This window comes from Paenibacillus etheri (genome assembly GCF_001012825.1).
GTDB lineage: Bacteria > Bacillota > Bacilli > Paenibacillales > Paenibacillaceae > Paenibacillus_AQ > Paenibacillus_AQ etheri.
Genome location: NZ_LCZJ02000013.1, coordinates 24615 through 45915, shown reverse-complemented (window position 1 = coordinate 45915; position 21301 = coordinate 24615). Strand labels below are relative to the sequence as shown.

General features: G+C 44.8%; 15 protein-coding genes and 1 other annotated feature. All 15 genes read right to left on the bottom strand.

What is annotated here, in order from left to right:
- The 15 genes from UQ64_RS01900 to UQ64_RS01830 all read right to left on the bottom strand — a co-directional run bounded on the left by UQ64_RS01900 (position 1) and on the right by UQ64_RS01830 (position 21292).
- Positions 1–1377 carry a bifunctional folylpolyglutamate synthase/dihydrofolate synthase gene (locus UQ64_RS01900; protein WP_060621859.1) on the bottom strand — a complete coding sequence of 459 codons (1377 nt, stop codon included), beginning with the start codon at positions 1375–1377 and terminating at the stop codon, positions 1–3.
- A 5-nt stretch (positions 1378–1382) separates the two neighbouring features.
- Positions 1383–4019 carry a valine--tRNA ligase gene (locus tag UQ64_RS01895; RefSeq protein ID WP_060621888.1) on the bottom strand — a complete coding sequence of 879 codons (2637 nt, stop codon included), beginning with the start codon at positions 4017–4019 and terminating at the stop codon, positions 1383–1385.
- Positions 4020–4174: 155 nt separating this feature from the next.
- Positions 4175–4458, bottom strand: a binding site (T-box leader).
- Between the two features lie 341 nt (positions 4459–4799).
- Positions 4800–6173, bottom strand: a complete 1374-nt coding sequence (locus tag UQ64_RS01890) for a LysM peptidoglycan-binding domain-containing protein (protein ID WP_060621858.1) — start codon at positions 6171–6173, stop codon at positions 4800–4802.
- A 331-nt stretch (positions 6174–6504) separates the two neighbouring features.
- Positions 6505–7440, bottom strand: a complete 936-nt coding sequence (locus tag UQ64_RS01885; RefSeq protein WP_060621857.1) for an RluA family pseudouridine synthase — start codon at positions 7438–7440, stop codon at positions 6505–6507.
- Entirely contained in the window at positions 7437–8738 is a 1302-nt protein-coding gene (hemL, locus tag UQ64_RS01880; RefSeq protein WP_060621856.1) for a glutamate-1-semialdehyde 2,1-aminomutase, read from the bottom strand. The genes UQ64_RS01885 and hemL overlap by 4 nt, the downstream gene beginning before the upstream one ends.
- Before the next feature lie 65 nt (positions 8739–8803).
- Positions 8804–9802, bottom strand: a complete 999-nt coding sequence (gene hemB, locus UQ64_RS01875) for a porphobilinogen synthase (RefSeq protein WP_060621855.1) — start codon at positions 9800–9802, stop codon at positions 8804–8806.
- Between the two features lie 301 nt (positions 9803–10103).
- Complete coding sequence (cobA, locus tag UQ64_RS01870; protein WP_060621854.1) at positions 10104–11675, bottom strand: uroporphyrinogen-III C-methyltransferase; 1572 nt, start codon at positions 11673–11675, stop codon at positions 10104–10106.
- Between the two features lie 5 nt (positions 11676–11680).
- A complete protein-coding gene (hemC, locus tag UQ64_RS01865; RefSeq protein WP_060621853.1) occupies positions 11681–12634 on the bottom strand; it encodes a hydroxymethylbilane synthase in 954 nt (317 codons plus the stop codon).
- A gap of 290 nt (positions 12635–12924) precedes the next feature.
- Positions 12925–13551, bottom strand: a complete 627-nt coding sequence (locus UQ64_RS01860; RefSeq protein WP_245237831.1) for a precorrin-2 dehydrogenase/sirohydrochlorin ferrochelatase family protein — start codon at positions 13549–13551, stop codon at positions 12925–12927.
- Between the two features lie 26 nt (positions 13552–13577).
- Complete coding sequence (gene ccsA / locus UQ64_RS01855; RefSeq protein ID WP_060621851.1) at positions 13578–14405, bottom strand: cytochrome c biogenesis protein CcsA; 828 nt, start codon at positions 14403–14405, stop codon at positions 13578–13580.
- 5 nt (positions 14406–14410) lie between these two features.
- On the bottom strand, positions 14411–15808 hold the full coding sequence (gene hemA / locus UQ64_RS01850) for a glutamyl-tRNA reductase (protein WP_060621850.1): 1398 nt from the start codon (positions 15806–15808) through the stop codon (positions 14411–14413).
- A 753-nt stretch (positions 15809–16561) separates the two neighbouring features.
- A complete protein-coding gene (locus UQ64_RS01845) occupies positions 16562–17899 on the bottom strand; it encodes an O-antigen polymerase (RefSeq protein ID WP_060621849.1) in 1338 nt (445 codons plus the stop codon).
- 551 nt (positions 17900–18450) lie between these two features.
- Positions 18451–18942, bottom strand: a complete 492-nt coding sequence (locus tag UQ64_RS01840) for a YdcF family protein (protein WP_209445697.1) — start codon at positions 18940–18942, stop codon at positions 18451–18453.
- Between the two features lie 132 nt (positions 18943–19074).
- On the bottom strand, positions 19075–20376 hold the full coding sequence (locus UQ64_RS01835; RefSeq protein WP_060621847.1) for a UDP-glucose dehydrogenase family protein: 1302 nt from the start codon (positions 20374–20376) through the stop codon (positions 19075–19077).
- A 4-nt stretch (positions 20377–20380) separates the two neighbouring features.
- Positions 20381–21292 carry a glycosyltransferase family protein gene (locus UQ64_RS01830; RefSeq protein WP_060621846.1) on the bottom strand — a complete coding sequence of 304 codons (912 nt, stop codon included), beginning with the start codon at positions 21290–21292 and terminating at the stop codon, positions 20381–20383.
- Between the last annotated feature and the right edge of the window lie 9 nt (positions 21293–21301).

Below are 21301 nucleotides of genomic sequence, written 5' to 3'. Positions count from 1 at the left end.
TCACCAGCCTTTTTCAGTATCGGGTTGCTGCAAAAGTGTACCGCGTACGTCAGAGATTAAATACAGCGTACCAGATACGACGGCAAGGTCATCCTCCGCTGTAATCGACTTCAGTAGCTGCAGCGCTTTTCCCCAATTATGTTCTACTATGATTGCCAAGTTTTCCTTGGCATATTTCTCCCGCAGACTTTCTGCGATAACTTGCAAATTCTCCGCATCCATTTTGTTCTGGAAATCCGGTTCGGTCAGGATGAGCGTATCCACTATAGGCAGTATATGCTTAAAGTAGGATTCATGATGCTTATTTGACAGCATTCCCATAAGTAAATTTAATTTACCGTATTGATAGAGCTGAGGCAGGCTTTTTGCAAGACTCTCCGCACCTTCCGGATTATGTGCTCCGTCCAGTACAATCCTTGGAGACTTGCTTACCTCTTCCAGCCTTCCAGCCCAGAATGCGTGGCGTAAACCTTCAAGCATATCTTCATCCTCAAGCATAAAGGCCATATACTGACGCAGAACCTCAAGCACCATCATGGCAGCTGCCGCATTGCTAATCTGATGCTCGCCTTTCATTACGATCCCAAGTTCAAGCGAACGAAAGGGACCCTTAAAATGAAAAGTCTGCACATCCTCACGGATTCCATTAGCCTCATAGCTAAAATCTTCTCCGGCAAGATAAAGAGTAGAGCGGCAAGCCGCTGCTTTCTCTTTCAAAACCGCTACGACTTCCGGCTGGGTTACGCAGCTAACAACAGGCACGCCCGTTTTAATAATTCCGGCTTTCTCCATGGCTATCTTCTCTAGCGTATCTCCCAAAATATCCATGTGATCATGACCAACATTAGTAATCACAGAAACAATCGGAGTCACGATATTCGTTACATCCAGCCTTCCCCCAAGCCCGGTCTCCCATACGACAACATCAGGACAAGAGACGCCCGCAAAAAATAGAATAGCCACAGCTGTAGTTACCTCGAACATCGTAGGTGAGCCAAACTCCGTTTCCGAAATTTCTTGGACTAGTGGACGCAATTGGTTAACCAGCTCGACAAGCGTTTCTTCAGAGATGTCCGTATTATTATATTGGAACCGGTTCGTGAACTTTGTAATATACGGAGACGTAAAGGTCCCTACTGAATAGCCGCTTTGTATAAGTGCACTAGTCAAAAAAGCACAAGTTGAACCTTTGCCGTTCGTACCTGCCACATGAATAAATTTCAAACGACGGTGCGGATTTCCTAGCTTGTCCATCAACATCTGAATTCTATCTAAACCAGGTCGAATCCCAAAAGGGATTAAGCTCTTGATCCAATCAACCGCTTCGGTATATGTCGCAAGAGGGGCGGTGCTTCCGCCCCGATTTAGGTCATCCATGTCTCTTATCCTCTCAGCTCTGCGATGCGGGCAAGTACTTTTTCACGTTTAGCAGAATAATCTGCCTGCTTCGCCCGTTCCTCTTCGATAACTTTAGCGGGAGCTTTAGCAACGAAGCCTTGATTGCTCAGCTTTTTCTCCACACGTTCTACTTCGCCGTTCAGCGTCATTACTTCTTTTTCCAGACGAGCGATTTCTTGTTCAATATCAATAAGTCCCGACAATGGCAGAAGCAGCTCTGCTCCTGTTACTACAGCGGACATTACCTTATCCGGTGTTTCTGGATTCAGGCCAGCCTCGAAGGAAGACGTATTACAGAAGCGTCCAATGTAGTTGTCGTTACGGGTGATAATGCTCAGCGTCTCTTCATTACCCGCTTTGATGATCAATTCAACCTTTTTGCTCATCGGTACATTCACTTCAGCGCGAATATTACGAACAGCCCGGATTACATCCATCAGCAGGTTCATTTCCGCTACCGCTTGCGGGTTCTCCAGAGCAGCATCATACTCCGGCCATGCAGCCAGGGTAATTGTCTCCCCTTCATGCGGAAGGTGCTGCCAGATTTCTTCCGAAATAAACGGCATAAACGGATGAATCAGGCGCATTGTGCGGTCTAGTACATAGGCAAGTACAGACTGTGTCTTCGCTTTGGCCGCGGCGTCTGATCCGTAAAGTGACAGCTTCGCGAACTCAATATACCAGTCACATAGATCGTCCCAAATGAAGTTGTACAGCTGGCGACCGGTCTCACCGAACTCGTACGAGTCAATTAGACGCGTAATCTCACGAGAAGTTTCGTTCAGGCGGTGCAAAATCCAGCGATCAGCAGTACTTAGCTCACACGAAATGTCAATATTCTCAAAACTTACGCCTTCCAAATTCATCAACGCGAAGCGTGATGCATTCCAGATCTTATTGGCGAAATTGCGCGCCTGCTCAACCTTTTCCCAACGGAAGCGTAGATCCTGTCCAGCTGTACTTCCGGTAGAAATCATGTAACGCATTGCATCTGCGCCATACTTCTCGATTACTTCAAGGGGATCTACGCCATTTCCGAGTGATTTGGACATTTTTTGACCTTCGGAATCCCGTACCAAACCATGCATTAATACATCTGAGAAAGGTTTTTCTCCGGTAAATTCAAGAGCTGAGAAGATCATCCGCGCTACCCAGAAGTAAATAATATCGTAGCCTGTTACGAGCACATCATTCGGATAGTAGCGTTTGAAATCTGCACTGTTCTCATCTGGCCATCCTAGTGTGGCGAAAGGCCACAGATTAGAGCTAAACCAGGTATCCAGTACATCTTCATCCTGTTTCAAGTCGGTTAGACCGCTGATCCGGCGTGCTTCTTCCTCGTCATTTGCCACAACCAATTCACCAGTAGACTCGGAATACCATGCTGGAATACGATGTCCCCACCACAGCTGACGGGAAATACACCAATCACGTACGTTCTCAATCCAGTTCAGGTAAGTTCTCTCGAAACGGTCCGGTACAAAGTTAACCCCGTTCCCATCCTTCTGTGCATTGATGGCAGCTTCAGCGAGTGGCTGCATCTTCACGAACCATTGTGTGGACAAGTAGGGTTCAACAACGGCTCCAGAGCGTTCACTGTGGCCAACTTGATGCACATGATCTTCGATATTGATCAGCACACCTTGCTCCTTCAGGTCAGCAGTAATGGCCTTACGACATACACTCCGGTCTTGACCTTGGTAAGGTCCTGCTTCTTCATTCATCGTACCGCTCTCATCCATTACGTTAATCTGCGGTAAGTTGTGACGTTGACCCATCTCGAAGTCATTCGGGTCATGTGCTGGTGTAATCTTAACCGCACCACTACCAAACTCTTTGTCTACATAATCATCAGCGATAATCGGAATCTCACGGCCAATAATCGGCAGGATCAACGTTTTGCCGATCAGATCTTTATAACGATCGTCTTCTGGATGAACAGCAACCGCCGTATCGCCTAACATCGTCTCCGGACGTGTGGTCGCTACTGTTATAAATCCGCTACCGTCTTTCAGTGGATAACGAAGGTGATACAAGTGACCGTTAACTTCTTTATATTCAACCTCGATATCCGACAATGCCGTGCGGGCCGCCGGGTCCCAGTTGATAATGCGTTTACCGCGGTAGATCAAGCCTTTATTGTAGAGCTTAACGAATACCTCGCGCACAGCTTTCGACAACCCTTCATCCAGGGTAAACCGTTCGCGGGAATAGTCAAGGGAAAGCCCCATCTTAGCCCACTGCTCATGAATGGTGTTCGCATATTTATCTTTCCACTCCCACACCTGCTCTAGGAACTTCTCGCGGCCGAGATCATGTCTAGAAATTCCCTGCTCACGCAGCTTTTGCTCTACCTTTGTCTGCGTTGCGATACCGGCATGGTCCGTACCTGGCAGCCACAACGTGTCGAATCCCTGCATCCGTTTCGTACGAATCAGGATATCCTGAAGCGTAAAATCAAGCGCATGGCCAATGTGCAGCATTCCCGTTACGTTTGGTGGCGGGATTACAATGCTGTATGCTTTTGCATCCGGACGCCCGCCTGCACGGAAATATCCACCCTCTGTCCAGTAGGAATACCACTTGGTTTCTGCCGATTTCGGATCATACGTTGTTGGCATTTCGTTCTTAGAATCATTTGCAGCGGCAGCGTCTGCCGCTGTATCTTGCAAATTCGGCAACTCTGCCGCTGTTAGATTGTTTTGGTCAGCCATTCTCTGATACCTCCACTTGGTTACTTGTAGTTGGTTTCTAAAAAACAAAAAGACCCCTCGTCTCAAAGGACGAAAGGCCATTCTTTCGCGGTACCACCTTTGTTTCGCGCCAATGAAAAATAAACCTACACTTCTCTCACCCTACGGTTCAGAAGCTTAGCGCGACACTCGTACAGATAACGGCTGCTACCGGCCACATCCTAACTTATCTTTCATACCTATGAAGACAAGCTCAAAAGGGCGACTCCGGGGCGACTTCGGTGGCTGTATCCTACGGAATGTCACAGCACTTGCATTCCGCTCTCTGAAGGGCTGACCGCCTACTCTTCCCGTTCCCAGTCTTTACTTAGATATTGCTTACTCCATAATACATTTTGAGTCATCCCTAGTCAACCTGGATAGGCTTTTACAGCAGGACTTTGGGCGGAATTTCGACTTATAGGATGCATATGTCGAATTTTCATTCGATTCATCACGCTGCGTTGATTAGATGACCCGTATTTAACGTTCTCCGGTCACACAAGAATAAACGCCTTCTACGTCCTTTTACGGACGGTAAGCGTTTATTCGAGAAATATAAGGATAATGTATAACGTGAAACTTATATATTCTTATATTTTGACAAAAATCCCGATCTACAATCAGATCGGGATTCACCTATTCATATGAGTACACATTGTAATTCAATTACGGAATGTACAATACTTGCCCTTCTTCTACATTTTGCCCAGACAATCGATTATACATTCCCAGTTCCCGTGCACTTAGCTGATACTTCTCTGCGATTGTATCCAGCGTTTCTTCACGCTGCACAATGCAAAGGCGAACCTTACGGAACAAGTTAGCGCCATCTGCACTGGTAATGAATCTGCTCTTCCATTCCGTATTATTTCCGGCCTCTGGAATGATGGCTGCAGCAGATACATTTTCTTCAGACAGGAGGGCTTCCTGTTCTTTACGGGAACGACTCGAGCTGAGTAATGAAGAGAAGGTAAGATGTTCTTTTGCTGGAGCCTCTGCTTCTTTCTTACTACCTAGCGCAATCTTAAGATCTTGTTTCTCCTCCAGCTGTGGCACTGTCTCCTGAGAAACAAAAACTTCATTCGCATTCTCATTGATCGGCTGAGCATGCTCTTCTTGTGTATGAAGCTCATTGTTTGATTCGTTTTCTGAAGCGAATACGGCAATGTCCTGATCCACATCAGCATTAGCTGCTGGAACAGCGGTTTCTCTAGAAGCAAAAATATATTCAGCTTCTTGCTCTTGATCCGCTTCACTCGCCTGGCTAACTTGATTCAGCTGAGCTGCCTCAGCTGAATCATTCTGTGACTCAGCTTTAAACCAGTAATCCGCTATTCCTGCTTTGGAATCCTCTGTTTGCGAATCCAGACTATGCGTCCGAGCTTTCGCGCCCTTGTCCTTCTCATGAGCGGATGAGAAATTAACTATAGGGGACGATTGACCAGCTCCACTTGAGACCAGTGAGGGCTCTGATGCGTCTGCATTCGCTTCAGCATGCTCATGTGCTTCCACGGCAACCTCCGATGCATCCTCACCAAAGGTCCACTGTGAATTTTCATAAAGTGCATCAGTTTCGTGTTCTTGGTTCTCTGCAGATGCTTCGATTACCCTGTCATCACTGAGAGGGGAATAGGCAACTGTGTACTCTTCCTGCTGCCAGGCCGGTTGTGGTTGAGGCTCCGCACCTCCGATTCCTCGCAGGGATAATACGCCTGTTATATTCACAGTGCGCATCGTGAGCAGATCAATATCAAAATTCTCGATCTCCACCCCAATATCTTCAATCGAGCTGACGCGTGTAAGCGGAACAGTGATTTCAACTGGAATGGCGTGCTCCAGACGCTGTGTTCGGTCATCTTCACTCCGGTAGAGTCCGGTAAGCAACAGCTGACCATATAACTCGGCACGATCCTCCCGCTGAATCACCTGGATTTCCGGAAGTAGTTCAACCTCCTCCAGCTCAGCTATTCCCGGAAGCTCTTCCGATAGGTGAATGCGTTCATAAATATCAAACCGCAAGCCGTGGGACTGATCAAACACGGGATATGTCCTCCTTCTTGGCATAATCTAACCCTGAGACAGGCCCAGAGCATAAGCCCAAAATGTTACTCCCCACATGTATATGCTTCAAATAGGAAGGCATGACAACTTTGGTAGCACTAACCGGACAGGATGCTAATTAATTTCATAAATTCAAAGGATAATCGAACTCTCTTTGTGCAGATATACCCTGCTCTGCATGAACAAAGTATTATATGCCGATTTTCCTATCAGGACATGGATAAATGTTTCTTTTCTGAAAAAAATAGAAAAAGAACAGCAGAACCAGCTTTTGCTGATTCTACTGTTCCTTTAGTCACTTACCTATCCGTCAGGGCGCTTCAGACAGCAGCTCCCGTAGCTGCAGCATATCCTCCGGCCACGGATCGCTTACTTCCATCTGTTCACCGCTCCAAGGATGGCGGAAAGACAAAGTCTCTCCATGGAGCGCATGGCGGCCAGCTGCGCTGGAAGCCCAAACAGGGCCGCCATATAGCGCATCCCCGTACAAGGGATAACCCATATGGCTGAGATGGACGCGAATCTGATGCGTCCTTCCGGTCTCTAGCTGCACATGCACCAGGCTCCCGCCATGCAGTGTTTCGCGTCCGATGATTCGAGTCACGGCAGACTGTCCGCCGGGCGAGACGCGTCTCCGCGCCGCATGATGACGATCGCGCCCAATCGGCGCGTCGATCACTTTAAGCGCGGGCGGCACTGTGCCTCGGGCGATCGCGGCGTAGAGCCGTGAGATGCTTTTTTCGCGCATATTCTCGTCTAGGACAAGCTGTGCGAACTCATTCTTCGCATACATCACCGGGCCTGTTGTATCCTTGTCCAGTCGGTGAATATGCCTTACAGCTACACCATCACCGGAAGCGACATAATGTGCAGCTACAAGGTGATCCAGCGTTACACCTAAGCCACTGCCATCCGGATGAACCGCCATGCCTGCCGGTTTGTGGGCAACCAAGCAAAAATCATCCTCATACAGCACCTCAAGCTCTTCCCATACCGGTTCAATGCCCGCTTCACGGTAAGGAAAAAGCGCCAGCCGAAGCCGATCGCCTTTCCACTGAATGCCTCCCTCGCGGCGCAGCCGCAGATGAAGCTTCTCAGGCATGCCTACAGTTTCCAGCAGCCACTTATCAATCGCAGCTTCAGAGTCCTCGGCTCCAGTAATGATTCTGCCGGGTGTTACTTCCAGCCACTCTCCACGTCTAGTCCAAGCTCCACCACCGGTTCGTTCTCCGGCTCCGGTACTCAAAGGGCCTTCAGGGCGTTATAATGACCCTCAATGGTATCATCAATATCCTGCTCACTATGCGCAGCAGATACGAACATCCCTTCAAACTGTGAAGGCGGCACGCTAATCCCTTGGCTCAGCATATGACCAAAATAACGACGGAAAAGATCCGTGTTGCTAGTCTTGGCCGTCTCAAAATTCGTTACAGGTCCTTCCGTGAAGAACGGACAGACCATCGAGCCCACGCGGTTAATCGTCAGCGGAACACCAGTCTCGATTGCATTCTTTTTCAAGCCCGCTTCCAGACGCGCACCTAATTGCTCCAGACGATCATAAACTTCCGGTGTCAACAGCTTCAGCGTAGTGAGTCCTGCCGCCATCGCTAATGGATTACCACTAAGTGTGCCAGCCTGATAGATAGGTCCCGTAGGAGCGATTTGTTCCATGATCTCTCTTTTGCCGCCATAAGCGCCTACCGGAAGTCCTCCACCGATGACTTTACCGAAGCAGGTGATATCCGGAGTAATGTTGAACAAGCCTTGAGCACAGCCACGATTGACACGGAATCCTGTCATTACTTCATCGAAAATAAGCAAAGATCCATTGTCTGTAGTTAACTTGCGAAGTCCTTCTAGGAATCCCGGAAGTGGTGGTACAACACCCATGTTGCCGGCAATCGGCTCTACGATCACTGCGGCAATCTCATTGCCAAACCGTTCGAAAGCAATCTGAGTGGACTCCAAATCATTGTATGGAACTGTAATCGTATTTACTGCCACACCTTCGGGAACACCCGGGCTATCCGGCAAACCTAATGTGGCTACACCGGAACCCGCCTTAATAAGCAGACTATCCGCGTGACCATGGTAAGAGCCTTCAAACTTCAAGATTTTGCTGCGTCCAGTGTAACCACGTGCCAAACGAATCGCACTCATCGTAGCTTCCGTACCAGAGTTAACCATACGTACGATATCTACAGAGGCTACACGTTCGACAACCATTTTTGCCATTTCAGTTTCAAGTAAAGTTGGTGCGCCAAAGCTTGTCCCTTTTACCGCCGTTTCCTGCAAGGCCTTTACAACCTCAGGATGCGCATGACCCATAATCAGCGGTCCCCATGAGCATACATAGTCAATAAAACTGTTGCCGTCGATATCATAAATACGCGATCCGATCCCATGATCCACATAAACAGGAGTCAATCCTACGGATTTGAACGCCCGTACAGGACTGTTCACCCCACCGGGAATATATTGTTTTGCTTCATCAAAAGCCTTGCGGGACGCTTCTTCTTTACGCGCCATTGGCTCATTACTCATCTATCTTCACTCCTATTCTGTTCTTGGTCACACGGGTATAAGGCAACTGATCGTTGTGATTGATATTAACCGCGTAGCCAGCGCGCAGCATCTTTTGCAAAATAAGTAATAATAATATCCGCTCCGGCGCGTTTCATGCCAGTCAGCATTTCCAGTACAACGGCTTGCTCGTCGATCCAGCCTTGCTGTGCTGCTGCTTTTACCATGGAGTATTCACCACTCACATTATAAGCCACAAGAGGCAAATTGAACTGGTCGCGGATCGTACGAATCACGTCCAAGTAAGCCAGAGCTGGCTTCACCATTAACATATCTGCGCCTTCCAGCACATCGGATTCTGCTTCACGGAGCGCTTCGCGCAGATTGGCAGGGTCCATTTGATACGTTTTGCGATTTCCGAACTGTGGTGCTGAATCCGCAGCTTCGCGGAAGGGGCCATAAAATGCTGAAGCATATTTGACCGAATACGACATAATTGGCACATGCTCAAAACCATTCTCATCAAGTCCAGCACGAATCGCGTGTACGAATCCATCCATCATATTCGAAGGGGCAATAATATCTGCTCCCGCTTTAGCTTGGGATACCGCCGTACGAGTCAGCAGATCCAGTGAAGCGTCGTTAATGACATCACCGTGCACGACGCCGTTCACCGTATGCGTATGTACCATTCCGCAATGTCCGTGGTCCGTAAATTCACAAAGGCAGGTATCTGCAACGACTAACAGCTCAGGGTACCACTGCTTAATCAAGCGCGTAGCCTCTTGCACAATTCCATCCTCTGCGAAACCGGAAGAACCAATAGCATCCTTCGTTTCAGGAATCCCGAATAACAGCACAGCCGGAATGCCTAGTGCGGCAATCTCATCCACTTCTGCTTTTAAAGTATCCAGCGAAAAATGGTACACGCCCGGCATCGAGCTAATCTCATTCTTCACACCTGTTCCATAAGTCACAAATATAGGCTGTACAAAATCCAGCACATTCAGTACGGTCTCCCGCACCATACCGCGAATTCCAGCAGAACCGCGTAGACGACGGTGACGTGTAATTGGAAAGCTCATTTGTTCATCCTCCTGAAAAATAAAATATATAGACACAACGGACACCTATAGTTTGCCCGTCTAACTGCCAGTTAGTTAACAATCTTACCCCATTGCAGAATGTGCAATAGAAAAGACTTAAAATGCTTCAAAATCACATTCTAATGCACTCTATACAACTGTTTGACTACTAGATGAGCCAATTTGTGCTTATACCAAGCTTTTGAGTGTACAAAGTGCAGTAGAATTGAAATTGATTCTTAATTTACGAGATTCTATTGTACAAACTACAACCAGTCTAAGGTTACTTATATTAATATGACTATTGCTCACTTATCTCTATGAAACTACTTGAGCCGAGTCTCGCATTCCAGCGGCAGAGCTCCTGCACCAGACTAGTAATAGTTGCTTCTTCTGGTAACAGCCCTGGCGTTAGTCCCGCTTCCACCGCAGTCTGCTCGGTTAATGGCCCAATGCAGGCTATTTTCACGTTTGCTAGCAGCGGAAGTGGATCTTCGAGCCCCATTCGTTTTAGAATGTGGATGAAATTGCGCACCGTCGAAGAACTTGTGAAAGTCACCGCGTGAACGCGCCCCTCCTCCAGCAGCTTTAACAGCTCGTCGTCATCCTCACCCGTCACAACCGTCTCATAGGTATCGACGTCTGTGACTTGAAGGCCAAGCTCTCTCAGCTTGGCCGGTAGCCATTCGCGCCCCAGATCGCCGCGCGGCAACAGCACGTTCTGCCCCGGCAGCAGCTGGGGACCGAACGTCTCAATCAGACCTTCCGCCTGAAACTTCGCCGGAAGCTCCTCAGCAATCACCCCGCGCTGCGCCAGCGCGGCTGCTGTGCCCGGCCCCACCGCTGCAATCTTTGCACGGTGAAGCCCTCGAATGTCCGCCCCTTGCTCCGCCAAGTGGTGCCAAAAAAACTCCACGCCGTTAGGGCTAGTGAAGAATACCCAGTCGTACGATTCCAGCGCGCCAAACGCCGCTGCAATCTTCGCCTTCTTCTCTGCACCTTCCGGCATGATCGTCTCGATCACCGGAAACTCGTAGGGTTCCCCGCCGAGTTCCTCAATCATATCCACGAGCTCGCTCGCTTGGCTGCGAGCACGTGTCACCACGATGCGTTTGCCGAATAACGGCATCGCCTCGGCCCACTTCAGCTGTTCGCGCTGAAGTACAACGTCGCCGACGACGATCACGGCCGGCGGCTGAAAATCCGCCGCCTTCACCTTCGCCTCAATATCGGCGAGGGTTCCCGTCAACGTCTCCTGATCTGCGCGGGTGCCCCATCGTACAAGCGCCACTGGAGTTTCTGGAGGCCGTCCGTGCTTGATTAGCTGGGCACTGATATATCCTATTTTAGCTACGCCCATCAGGAACACTAACGTTCCTGTGGCGTTCGTTACTTTATCCCAATGAATGGAATGATCCAGTTTATCTGGACTCTCATGTCCAGTAATAATCGACAGGGAAGAAGCATGATCGCGGTGCGTGACAGGTATACCTGCATAAGCAGGTACGCTGATCGCCGACGTGATGCCCGGTACGATTTCGTAATAGATCCCATTTTTTCGAAGCAATTCCGCTTCTTCACCCACTCGGCCAAAAATCGTAGGGTCCCCGCCCTTCAGCCGCACTACTGTTTTCCCCTGTAAAGCCAGATCAACTAACAATTGATTAATCTCTTCCTGCTTCATCGTGTGGCGATCCGGCAGCTTGCCTACATAAATCTTCTCGCCGCCAGGTTTCATGCATTTCAACAATCTAGGACTTGCCAGCCGATCGTACACCACCACGTCGCATTTTCGAATACACTCGAGGCCTTTTACAGTAATCAGCTTTGCGTCCCCGGGACCTGCACCTACCAAATAAACCTTCCCCGTCAATCCCCTCATCCCCTAACGTCAGACAGTATCTTCTCCGCTCCTCTTGCGATCAGCTTCTTAGCGACTTCTTCGCCGAGCTGTACAGGGTCTACCCCAGTGCAAGTTTCTTTCAAAATCGTTGAACCGTCAGGTGTTCCCACCATTCCGGTTAAGGAGATTATTTGGTGCTCTGTAGTAGCAGCTTCGCCAGCTGTGTCAAGCACCGCATAAGCACCAATTGGCACTTGGCAGCCGCCATTCAGCGCGCCAAGGAACGTGCGCTCCGCCGCCACCGTTAACGCTGTATCGGCGTCGTTGTATAGCGCCAGCAGCTTCCGCAGGTCAGCGTCATCTGCACGGCACTCTATGCCGAGTGCACCCTGCCCTACAGCGGGCAGGCAAACTTCCGGCGGCAGGTAGGCGCTCACGCGATCCTGCCAGCCCATGCGCGACAGCCCCGCTGCCGCAAGCAGGATCGCGTCGAATTCGCCGCTCTCCAGCTTGCCCAGCCGCGAGTCAATGTTGCCACGCACGGGCTCAATGACCAGATCAGGCCGCAGCGCAGCTAGCTGGCTGGAGCGGCGTAGGCTGCTTGTGCCTACGCGTGCGCCCGGAGGCAGCTCGTCCAGCGAGACGCCTCCGTTAGAGATCAGTGCATCGCGCGGATCGACGCGCTTCGGCACAGCACCGTTGATCAGTCCCTCCGGCAGCTCGGAGGGCATGTCCTTCATGCTGTGCACCGCCATGTCGATTTCTTTTTCCAGCATAGCCTGCTCGATTTCCTTCACGAACAACCCTTTTCCGCCTACCTTAGACAAGGTGACATCAAGGATGCGGTCCCCCTTGGTAACAATCTTTTTCACCTCAAAAGTGAATCCAAACCCATGCTCCTCACTCAATCGTTCCAGATCAGCAATCACATGCCCTGTTTGTGTCAACGCAAGCGCACTCTGTCTACTCCCCACAATAATCTTACGCATTGTCCATTCCTCCTGATAACGTCTCCCTCATACTCTTCACTGTAGAACATATATAGTAATTCAAACTAATCAAAGCTACTTCGTACTATTCAAAAGCATAGATGCCTTCCATTTGGCTCCTTCGGCGGTTATTACTCAATTTAGAGGCGTTTTTGCCCTTCTTTCGACCATTCCAGCCACATCAGCCCAATTCCACGGTACTTATACCGCTATCCAACCAGTGGCCTACTTTTTACTCATATCATTAATCTAACCTAATTTTCTAAAATTCACAGTGTCCATGCGCACTTTTACTCCGCCCGATGACTAGCAATCCAAACATCCATATCCTCCGGGCTCCACGCGATAAAGCTACCGTTTCTCATCTCATTCAACACATCGAGCGCCCCAAGCTTCCGCAAAAGCCTTCCACGGACTTCAGCAGAAGATTCTTTCTCCTTAATCCGGGTTCGCATGGTATGTACAAAATCCAAATATGGCTCATACGCCGCATCCAGCGCCTCTTCAAGCACACTTTTAATCTTCGCAGCCGCAAGCGGACCAGCACCCGAAGTAGATACAGCTACCGTCAAATGACCCCTCCGTATAACTCTGGGCGTGATAAAATTCCCCGCTTCCGCATGGCTAGCCACATTCACATGAATGCCAAGTCGCCTAGAATCCAGCGCAACCTCTTCATTAACCGCTCTATCGTTAGTGGCTGCATATACGAGAAAGGCCCCACGGAGATCTCCGGGAGCATAAGGGCGGTCATACCAGGTCACGAGACCCTTTTTCACTAGAGAGGCAAACGTATCTGTCAAAGAAGGACTAATCACCTTAACCACCGCTCCAGCTTCCAGCAGCCCACTCACCTTCCGTTCAGCCACGGCACCACCGCCAATAACAACAATCAGTTGCTCTTCACAATCCAACATTATGGGTAAATACCGAGTCATGCCCTTCACTCCCCGCTCCAACCGTGAAAACCAGACCAAGAATTCAACAAAAAATTCAAGATAGTAAAAGCATATCCTAAAATCGCCCAGCGAGCCATACTTACTCCACTTTTCCGCCCGGATTTCTTAAAGATAATATAGAATATATAAATTCCGAGGCCAATCAATGTCGTTAGTACTTTTAAATCCTTCAATAATAGTGTACGTCCCTCAGATACAATGGATAAGCTAGCCACCACCAGAGAGATTGCCAGCAAAGGAGTCCCCACCAGAATAGCAGTGTAAGAATATTTATCTGTAGTCTCTAAGTTCGGCAAACGACGAATTCGGTCACTCCATTGCTTGCTTTTGAGTCTGGTGTGCAGAAATAAGTACAATATTGCAAATACCGTCCCTAGTGTCAGTGCAGCAAAACTCAAGTTGGCCAAAATCACATGCATTGTCAACCAGCCATACACCGAGCTCCAAGTCTCAAGCGTATGTCCCCCCGCCGTCAGCCACACCCGATTTAAGAGAAAAACACAGAATCCAGCCACACTAAGCAGCAGAATCGTAAACTCGCCTCCACGTGTGAAAGCCACCGCAAGCGAAGTCAGTACAATACTAAATGCAAACCAGAACAAGAAATCATAAGGTGTAAAAATGGGCAGTCCCTTCTCCTGAGAGAAACGAATCCCGAGACCCGCAGCTTGTAAAAGACCCACAACAATAAGAAGCCCCGTGCCTAACCGCTTCCCACTCGGGTTGCGATAAAGGCAATCCGAGAAAACAAACAGCAGGCTCAGGGCATATAGCAGCAGAGCGGCATCATATATTCCGTTCAGCAGTTGCATATCAATCACCTACCCAACAGGCCTGCCGGAGCAAGCACCGTCTTAGGCACAGAAAAATCGCCGCTACCGGCAGTACGTTCTGTGGAACTAGACTGCTTAACCGGGGCGGAATCTCCGCCATCTGAATTGGATTCGAGCTGTTCCTGCAGCGCAAAGATTTTGGAGAAATAATCAAGAGCTTCATTCCCCTGCTTACCACCGGACATCTCTTTAATTACATTGATTGGATCATGCATCATCTGGTTCACAATGCTTTTGGTCAAACGACGAATCACCTTGCGCTGATGCTCGTCCAGCTCAGGTAGCTTATTAAACAGACTCTCCATCGTTTCCTCATGAATCGCATTCGACTTATCCTGAAGCGCCCGGATCACCGGTCTCACGCCAAGCGTCTTAAGCCACAGCTGGAACTCATCCATTTCCTCACCGATCATCACTTCAATCTTCGCAGCTTCACTCCGGCGCATTTCCAGATTACTCTCCACAATGCCCTCCAGATCGTCAATATCATATAAAAAAACATCTGGCACATTAGCCGCCGCAGGATCAATATCACGGGGTACAGCTATATCAATCATAAAAAGCGGCCGCGAAGGGCGACGCTTCATAGCATTCGCAACCTGATCTGCCGAAAGTACATAGCCGTCAGCTCCCGTTGAGCTGATCACGATATCTACCTCATTAAGAGCTTTTAAAGCATCTTCAATCGTGCTCGGCTTACCCGAGAACTTCTCTGCCAGTTCAATCGCACGCGACAGCGTACGGTTAGCAACAATCACTTCAGCCGCACCACTACTATATAGATGCTTTACAGTGAGCTCGCTCATTTTGCCGGCGCCGAGAATCAGCACTCTTTTACCAGTGAACATGCCAAAAATCCGCTTGCCCAGCTCCACTGCCGCATAACTGACAGATACTGCGCTTTCGCCGATTGACGTTTCACTATGTGCTCTCTTGCCGAGTGTCACCGCTTGTTTAAATAACTGATTGAACCAAGTTCCAGTTACACCCTCAGCCTGAGCCGTGAGAAAAGAACTTCGTACCTGTCCCAGGATCTGCGTCTCGCCAATCACCATGGAATCCAGGCCGCAGGTCACGCGGAACAAATGCGCAATCGCCTGCTCGTCTTCATATATATACATATGCTGTGCAAATTGCTCGTTTTTCACTCCAAACCACTGCTCCATAAAGCTGCGGAGGAAATATCCCCCCATATGAAGGCGGTCCATCACCACATAAATTTCCGTACGGTTGCAGGTAGCTACTACGACCCCTTCCAGCACACCCTTCGTCTTCATCAGTTGATGAAGCGCTGCCGGAAGATCACTCTCCGCAAAAGCAAACTGTTCCCTGACCTCCACGGGAGCCGTACGATAATTCAGGCCAACGACGACGATGTGCATCGATAGTTCACCATCCTAGTCTCTATTCATTACTGTGTACAGTTATATTAAAGAATATTTTTACATAATATTCACTTTCACAACATCTCAAAACACTGTGTTAAGTATATCACACGAAAATACGACTTTTTACAGATTTTTTTGAACGCTTTATGAAATCCAGATAATAATTATTATAAATAAAAAACCGCAGGTTCGCTACGGTTAGAATGGGTTATTTTGTGATTAATTATTAGTAGCGACTGAAATGGATTTTAGTAACATTTCAAAAATACCCTAATTCAATTAACAATTTATGGTAAGTGATATTGTGAATTAGCTCCTAAATTCAAAGAATTACGTTGAAGGCAGTCACCTTTCATATAGGTTAAACGATAGATATTCAATCATTAATTTAAAATTCGTAGAAAACTATTCAACCAAACTTCCCTTGATTACTTCAGCGGTCATGTACTGTTCAATAAAGATACAAGATTTTTCTTATATAATTCAATGTGATGCAAAAATTAAAAATATCATAATAGACACAACTGCAACTTCCTGTTTAAGTATTTTATCTATTATGAAATAAAACTCATTTTCTGAATGAGATCCTGTCAGTGTTAAAAAATGAAAAACGAATCAGCAAAGAAAGGATCTACTGTGATTCCTGTAATCATAAGGGTTTCAATGAAAATTTTCTTTTTAAAAATAGAATGCACTTTAGTTGGGTTTGCATAAATGATTTCGCACGATGTTCTAGTCGTTAACTGATTAGAAATATTTAGTTTGATATATGTTTTTTTGTCTGTAACTAATTAGGAGAATAATAGCTATAGAAATTAAAGTCCACGGTGCTGAATAATTCCACCTAAACTCAGTTGCAACCATTTGGTACACCATAAACACTAACAATGAGAAACTCAATATATTAACATTGTGAAGGTAATACTTGTACATAATAGCCATAAATAATCCAAAAACAAATGACAGCACAATAACAAAAGCAATACCACCATCTAGATAAAAGTTCATAAGAGCAGTATAAAAAGCATTAAAAGTTACATTATTACCAATAACTATTTCAGGTGTAGTAAATAAAGATGAAATATTGTTTGCGGTATTGAATGAAAACATGTTTCTGCTTACAAATATAAAAAAAGTGTTTAAAATTTCTTCAAATCCTGATAGGAATGAGCGACCGAAAGTGTATCCAGTAACTTCATAGACTCTTGAATTCAAAAAAACATCCAGCGCCCTGAAAGGGCCAGTGAAGTAAATTACTAATTGTTTTAAAGATACATTTTTAAAAATTTCATAAGAATCCTTGATAGTGGGTGAATTAATTCCGAGTCTTCTTACTGTGTTCAAATTCATGAAATACACTGCGAAAATAAGCATTACTACGTATATTATTTTCGGAATTCTTCTCCCCTTTGAAAAATTCACTTTAACTGATTTATACATGTCATATTTAAATCCGAAGGAAATAATTGCAAAAAATATAATTTCAAAATAAATAAACCGCCCACCACCAATAAGAGAAAAAAGCATACAATTTACCACAGCAATCAATAAAGATAAGTTCTTTTTGCCGTTTAGAATAAGATTTGATATAAGCAAGAGGATAGAGGTTTTAACAATCGGTATTATTATCCAATTATAAAAAACAGTGCTGAAAGAAGAACCAAAAAGCAATCCTTGCTCATACACAATTCTTCTTGAATCGAGTATGCTCATGGAACCCAGCAAAAAATTATACTTTCTATAAAAGTAAATAAGTACTACCGATACAACAAATTGTATAATCATAAATTCTCGAGAAAGCAAAAAATCGTAACCATTTACAACTTTCGGAATTTCGCTCCTTTTTACCATCTTACCTTGATTAAGGATAAGAAATCCGAGCGAGGTAAATATCATATGGAGCCAGATAATTAGGTATGTTCTTGAAGACACCTCATTTAGAGAAAAAGGGTTGCTCATAGATACTATGGACCATATACCCCAAAAAAATATGTAGTAGGTCAAAGGATTGAATTTATTTCCTGTACGGAAAACGCCTGTGAAGAAGACAATAAGAATCGTAAAAATAAATAATATGTAAAGCATACCGGTAATGTCCTCCTGAATTTAACAATATGGTTAATACTTCATAGATTATTAATAGGCATTATATCTTATCAATTAAGCAAACATTTATATATGATACAACTCAAACCAAACGTAAGAAGTAAATTGAAAATCGCCAACTACTTAACTTATTATTGAATTTGTTTTAAGGAATAATAAATCATCTTACTTCTTCGTTTTCAAGAGTCATGAACAATTCTTGAATAACATCTAAAAATTTCACAAGAAATATTTTGAAAATAAATTCATCATGATTCTAATTATAAAATTACTAAACTTATATCTATGGATAAAAAAGATATAAGAAATACCCGACGATTTCTCGCCGAGTGGTGAGGGGAATACATCATTACTCAATATAGAGGATTTATTCCTTTATAGCTCTTACTTTAGAGTGAATATTCATACAATCAAAGTTCTTTTACATCACATGTAAATAGCGTCCATATTCTCCTTAAATAATAAATGAACATATATTAGGTGTCTTTCATAAAGATAATATTTATATGATAATAGAAAGAAGGGTTACACTAGTCGAACCAACTATTAATTTGATTGAGAGTTGATTTCGCCTCAGATCCATTGTAACCAAAAGCATTTCCAATTATTTTAATGTATTCATTTAACGTAGTTACCCTACTCTTCCTATTACTCCACCAGCTCTTAGCATTATATCCTGAGGCAGAACCTACATAACTAAGTTCAATATCCGACTTCTTATAAATACGATCAAAAAGAAGCTTTACGCGCCGCATATGGAAGTCAGAAGAAACAACGATGGCAGATTTATAACTCTGTTTCTTCATGATAGACAGTGAATATTCGGCATTTTGATAGGTACTCTGTGCTTCGTTCTCTGTAAAGATAACATGCCGCGGGATACCAAGCGCAATCGCCGTTTGGTACATGTCACCAGTTGTGCTAGATGACTCTTTAGAGTTGGATAGTAGAATATGAGGAGCATAACCAGCTACATATAATTCAACCCCCTTCTCTACCCGCCCAACACCACCGCTAAGCACAATGATGACATCTGCTTTTGTTAGTGACTCTGTTACGCAGAGAAACCGGCCTGCGGAAAATAAACATAGTATAATCAGACAGAGTATGAACAAAAAAAATCTGTAGGCTTTCTTATTATGTTTATTTAACAATCAATTGAACACTTTTCTTCTGCCAATAGATTCATAGATTAATCCCCTTTTCTCCGCTTCATCAAGTGAATAGCAGTTCCTACCATCTAAAACCAAAGGATTTTTCATCAGCCTTGTAAATTTTTCAAGTTTAAAATTCTTAATTTCCGGCCATTCTGTAAAAATAAAGCAAATATCTGTATCTATAAGTGTTTCCTCTATCGAATTACAATACTTAATTTCATCGGGATATATTTTCCGGAAATTATCCATCCCCACTGGATCCCATGCTTTAACATTAGCTCCATCCTCAATTAATAATGGAATATTAACTAGAGATGGTGCGTCTCTCAGATCATCAGTTCCAGGCTTAAATGTTAAACCTAACACTGCGATATTAAGCCCTTTAAAACTATCAAAGTATTTTTTGGATTTTTTTATAAGTTTTATTTTTTGATTCTCATTCACTTCTATTGCAGCTTTTACGGTTTTTAACTCATAATCATTAAAACTAGCTAACCAATGTAAAGCTTTAGTATCTTTTGGAAAGCATGAACCTCCATAACCAATGCCAGCATTTAGGAAACGATCACCTATTCGAGGATCCATTCCCATCCCTTTGGCAACATCCTCAATGTTAGCCCCGACAATCTCACACAAATTTGCCATTTCATTAATATATGATATCTTCAGTGCAAGAAAATCATTCGCGGCATACTTAATCATTTCAGCACTTCTACGATCTGTAATTACAAATGGTATTTCAAATTGACTGTACATTTGCTTCAAAATACTTTCAGCTTTCTGAGACTCAACACCCAGCACTATTCTTGTAGCATTAAGAGTATCTTGCACGGCTGTACCTTGAGACAAAAACTCCGGATTGGAAACAACTTCTATATTCACCTTACATTTCCTATTTTCTTTAATGATTTGTTCTACCTTATCGTTGGTTCCTACAGGTACTGTAGACTTAACTATTACTATACAATCCCTTTCGACTGTTTCAGCTATCTGTTTTGCAACTTCAAATACATATTTTAAATTTGCAGAACCATCCTTCTTTTCCGGAGTCCCAACACCTATAATTATTACATCAGCATCTCTATAAGCCATTATGTAATCAGAAGTATATACTATGTTATCTCTATTTTTTTGCATGAGTTCTTCTAATTTCGGCTCAAATATTGGAGAAAACCCCTTTTGCATCAGTGCTATTTTCCCCATGTCTATATCCAAACAAGTTACAATGTTTCCTTTCTCTGCTAAGCAAACAGCAGTAACTAAACCTACATAACCTGTTCCGGCTACAGAAATCTTCATTTAATCAAATCCTTAGCATTTTTTTTATGAGTATTTTATTCCATATAATAAAATACTCAAATCGAGTTCCAAATCTATCTTTGAATAATCTTAAAATTATGTCATTTAGCTCTGGATGATCAAACTCACACTTCTTAGTACTTTTATTGAGTGTTGTATCGTATCTAGTACTTATTCCACTATGGGTACCTGAACCATCAAGCCCAATATTTCTTACCCTTGAAACTCTGGGATATACAGTAAACATATCGGATTTAAATTGACTATAACACCATCGAATTGCCCAGGAATCAATCTTCCCAGCAATTTGTGCATCCAACATACCAGACATATCTCTTCCACCACGATTAAACTTATCTCGAAGTCTCTTATCTTTTTTGAAAGTCTTGTAATCAGTAACTTTCCAATCTACAGTATCCCATCTATCTTTCCAAGTTGCCCATCCCCAACTGCATGCTCTATATGATAAGTATATTTCGCTTTTATATTTGTCCGGGAACTCCAAATCAAATGTATAAGCACTTATTGACCAAATTTTTTTATCATTTTCATAAAACTTTAAAGCATCATTCATATAGTTCAGGAAATCTGGAGAAGTTATTAAATCATCTTCAAGAACAATAACTTGTCCATTCAATTTAACAATTTCACTAACACCTGAGATTATTGAATTCGCTAGTCCTTTATTTACTTCTGATTTAATGATTTTGACTGATCTAAATATTTTTTTGTCTGGAATTGTATCAATGTAATCTCGTACAAGCTTCACCATCTCAATAGATTTTTCATTTTTAGGTGCATCTGAAAAAATAAAGAGGTCAGTTTCACTAGCCAGATAATTAGAGGATAATGATTCAATTGTCTGCTTAGTGTGTTCTGGTCTTGCATAAACAAATATCAAAACAGGAGCTAACATACATACACC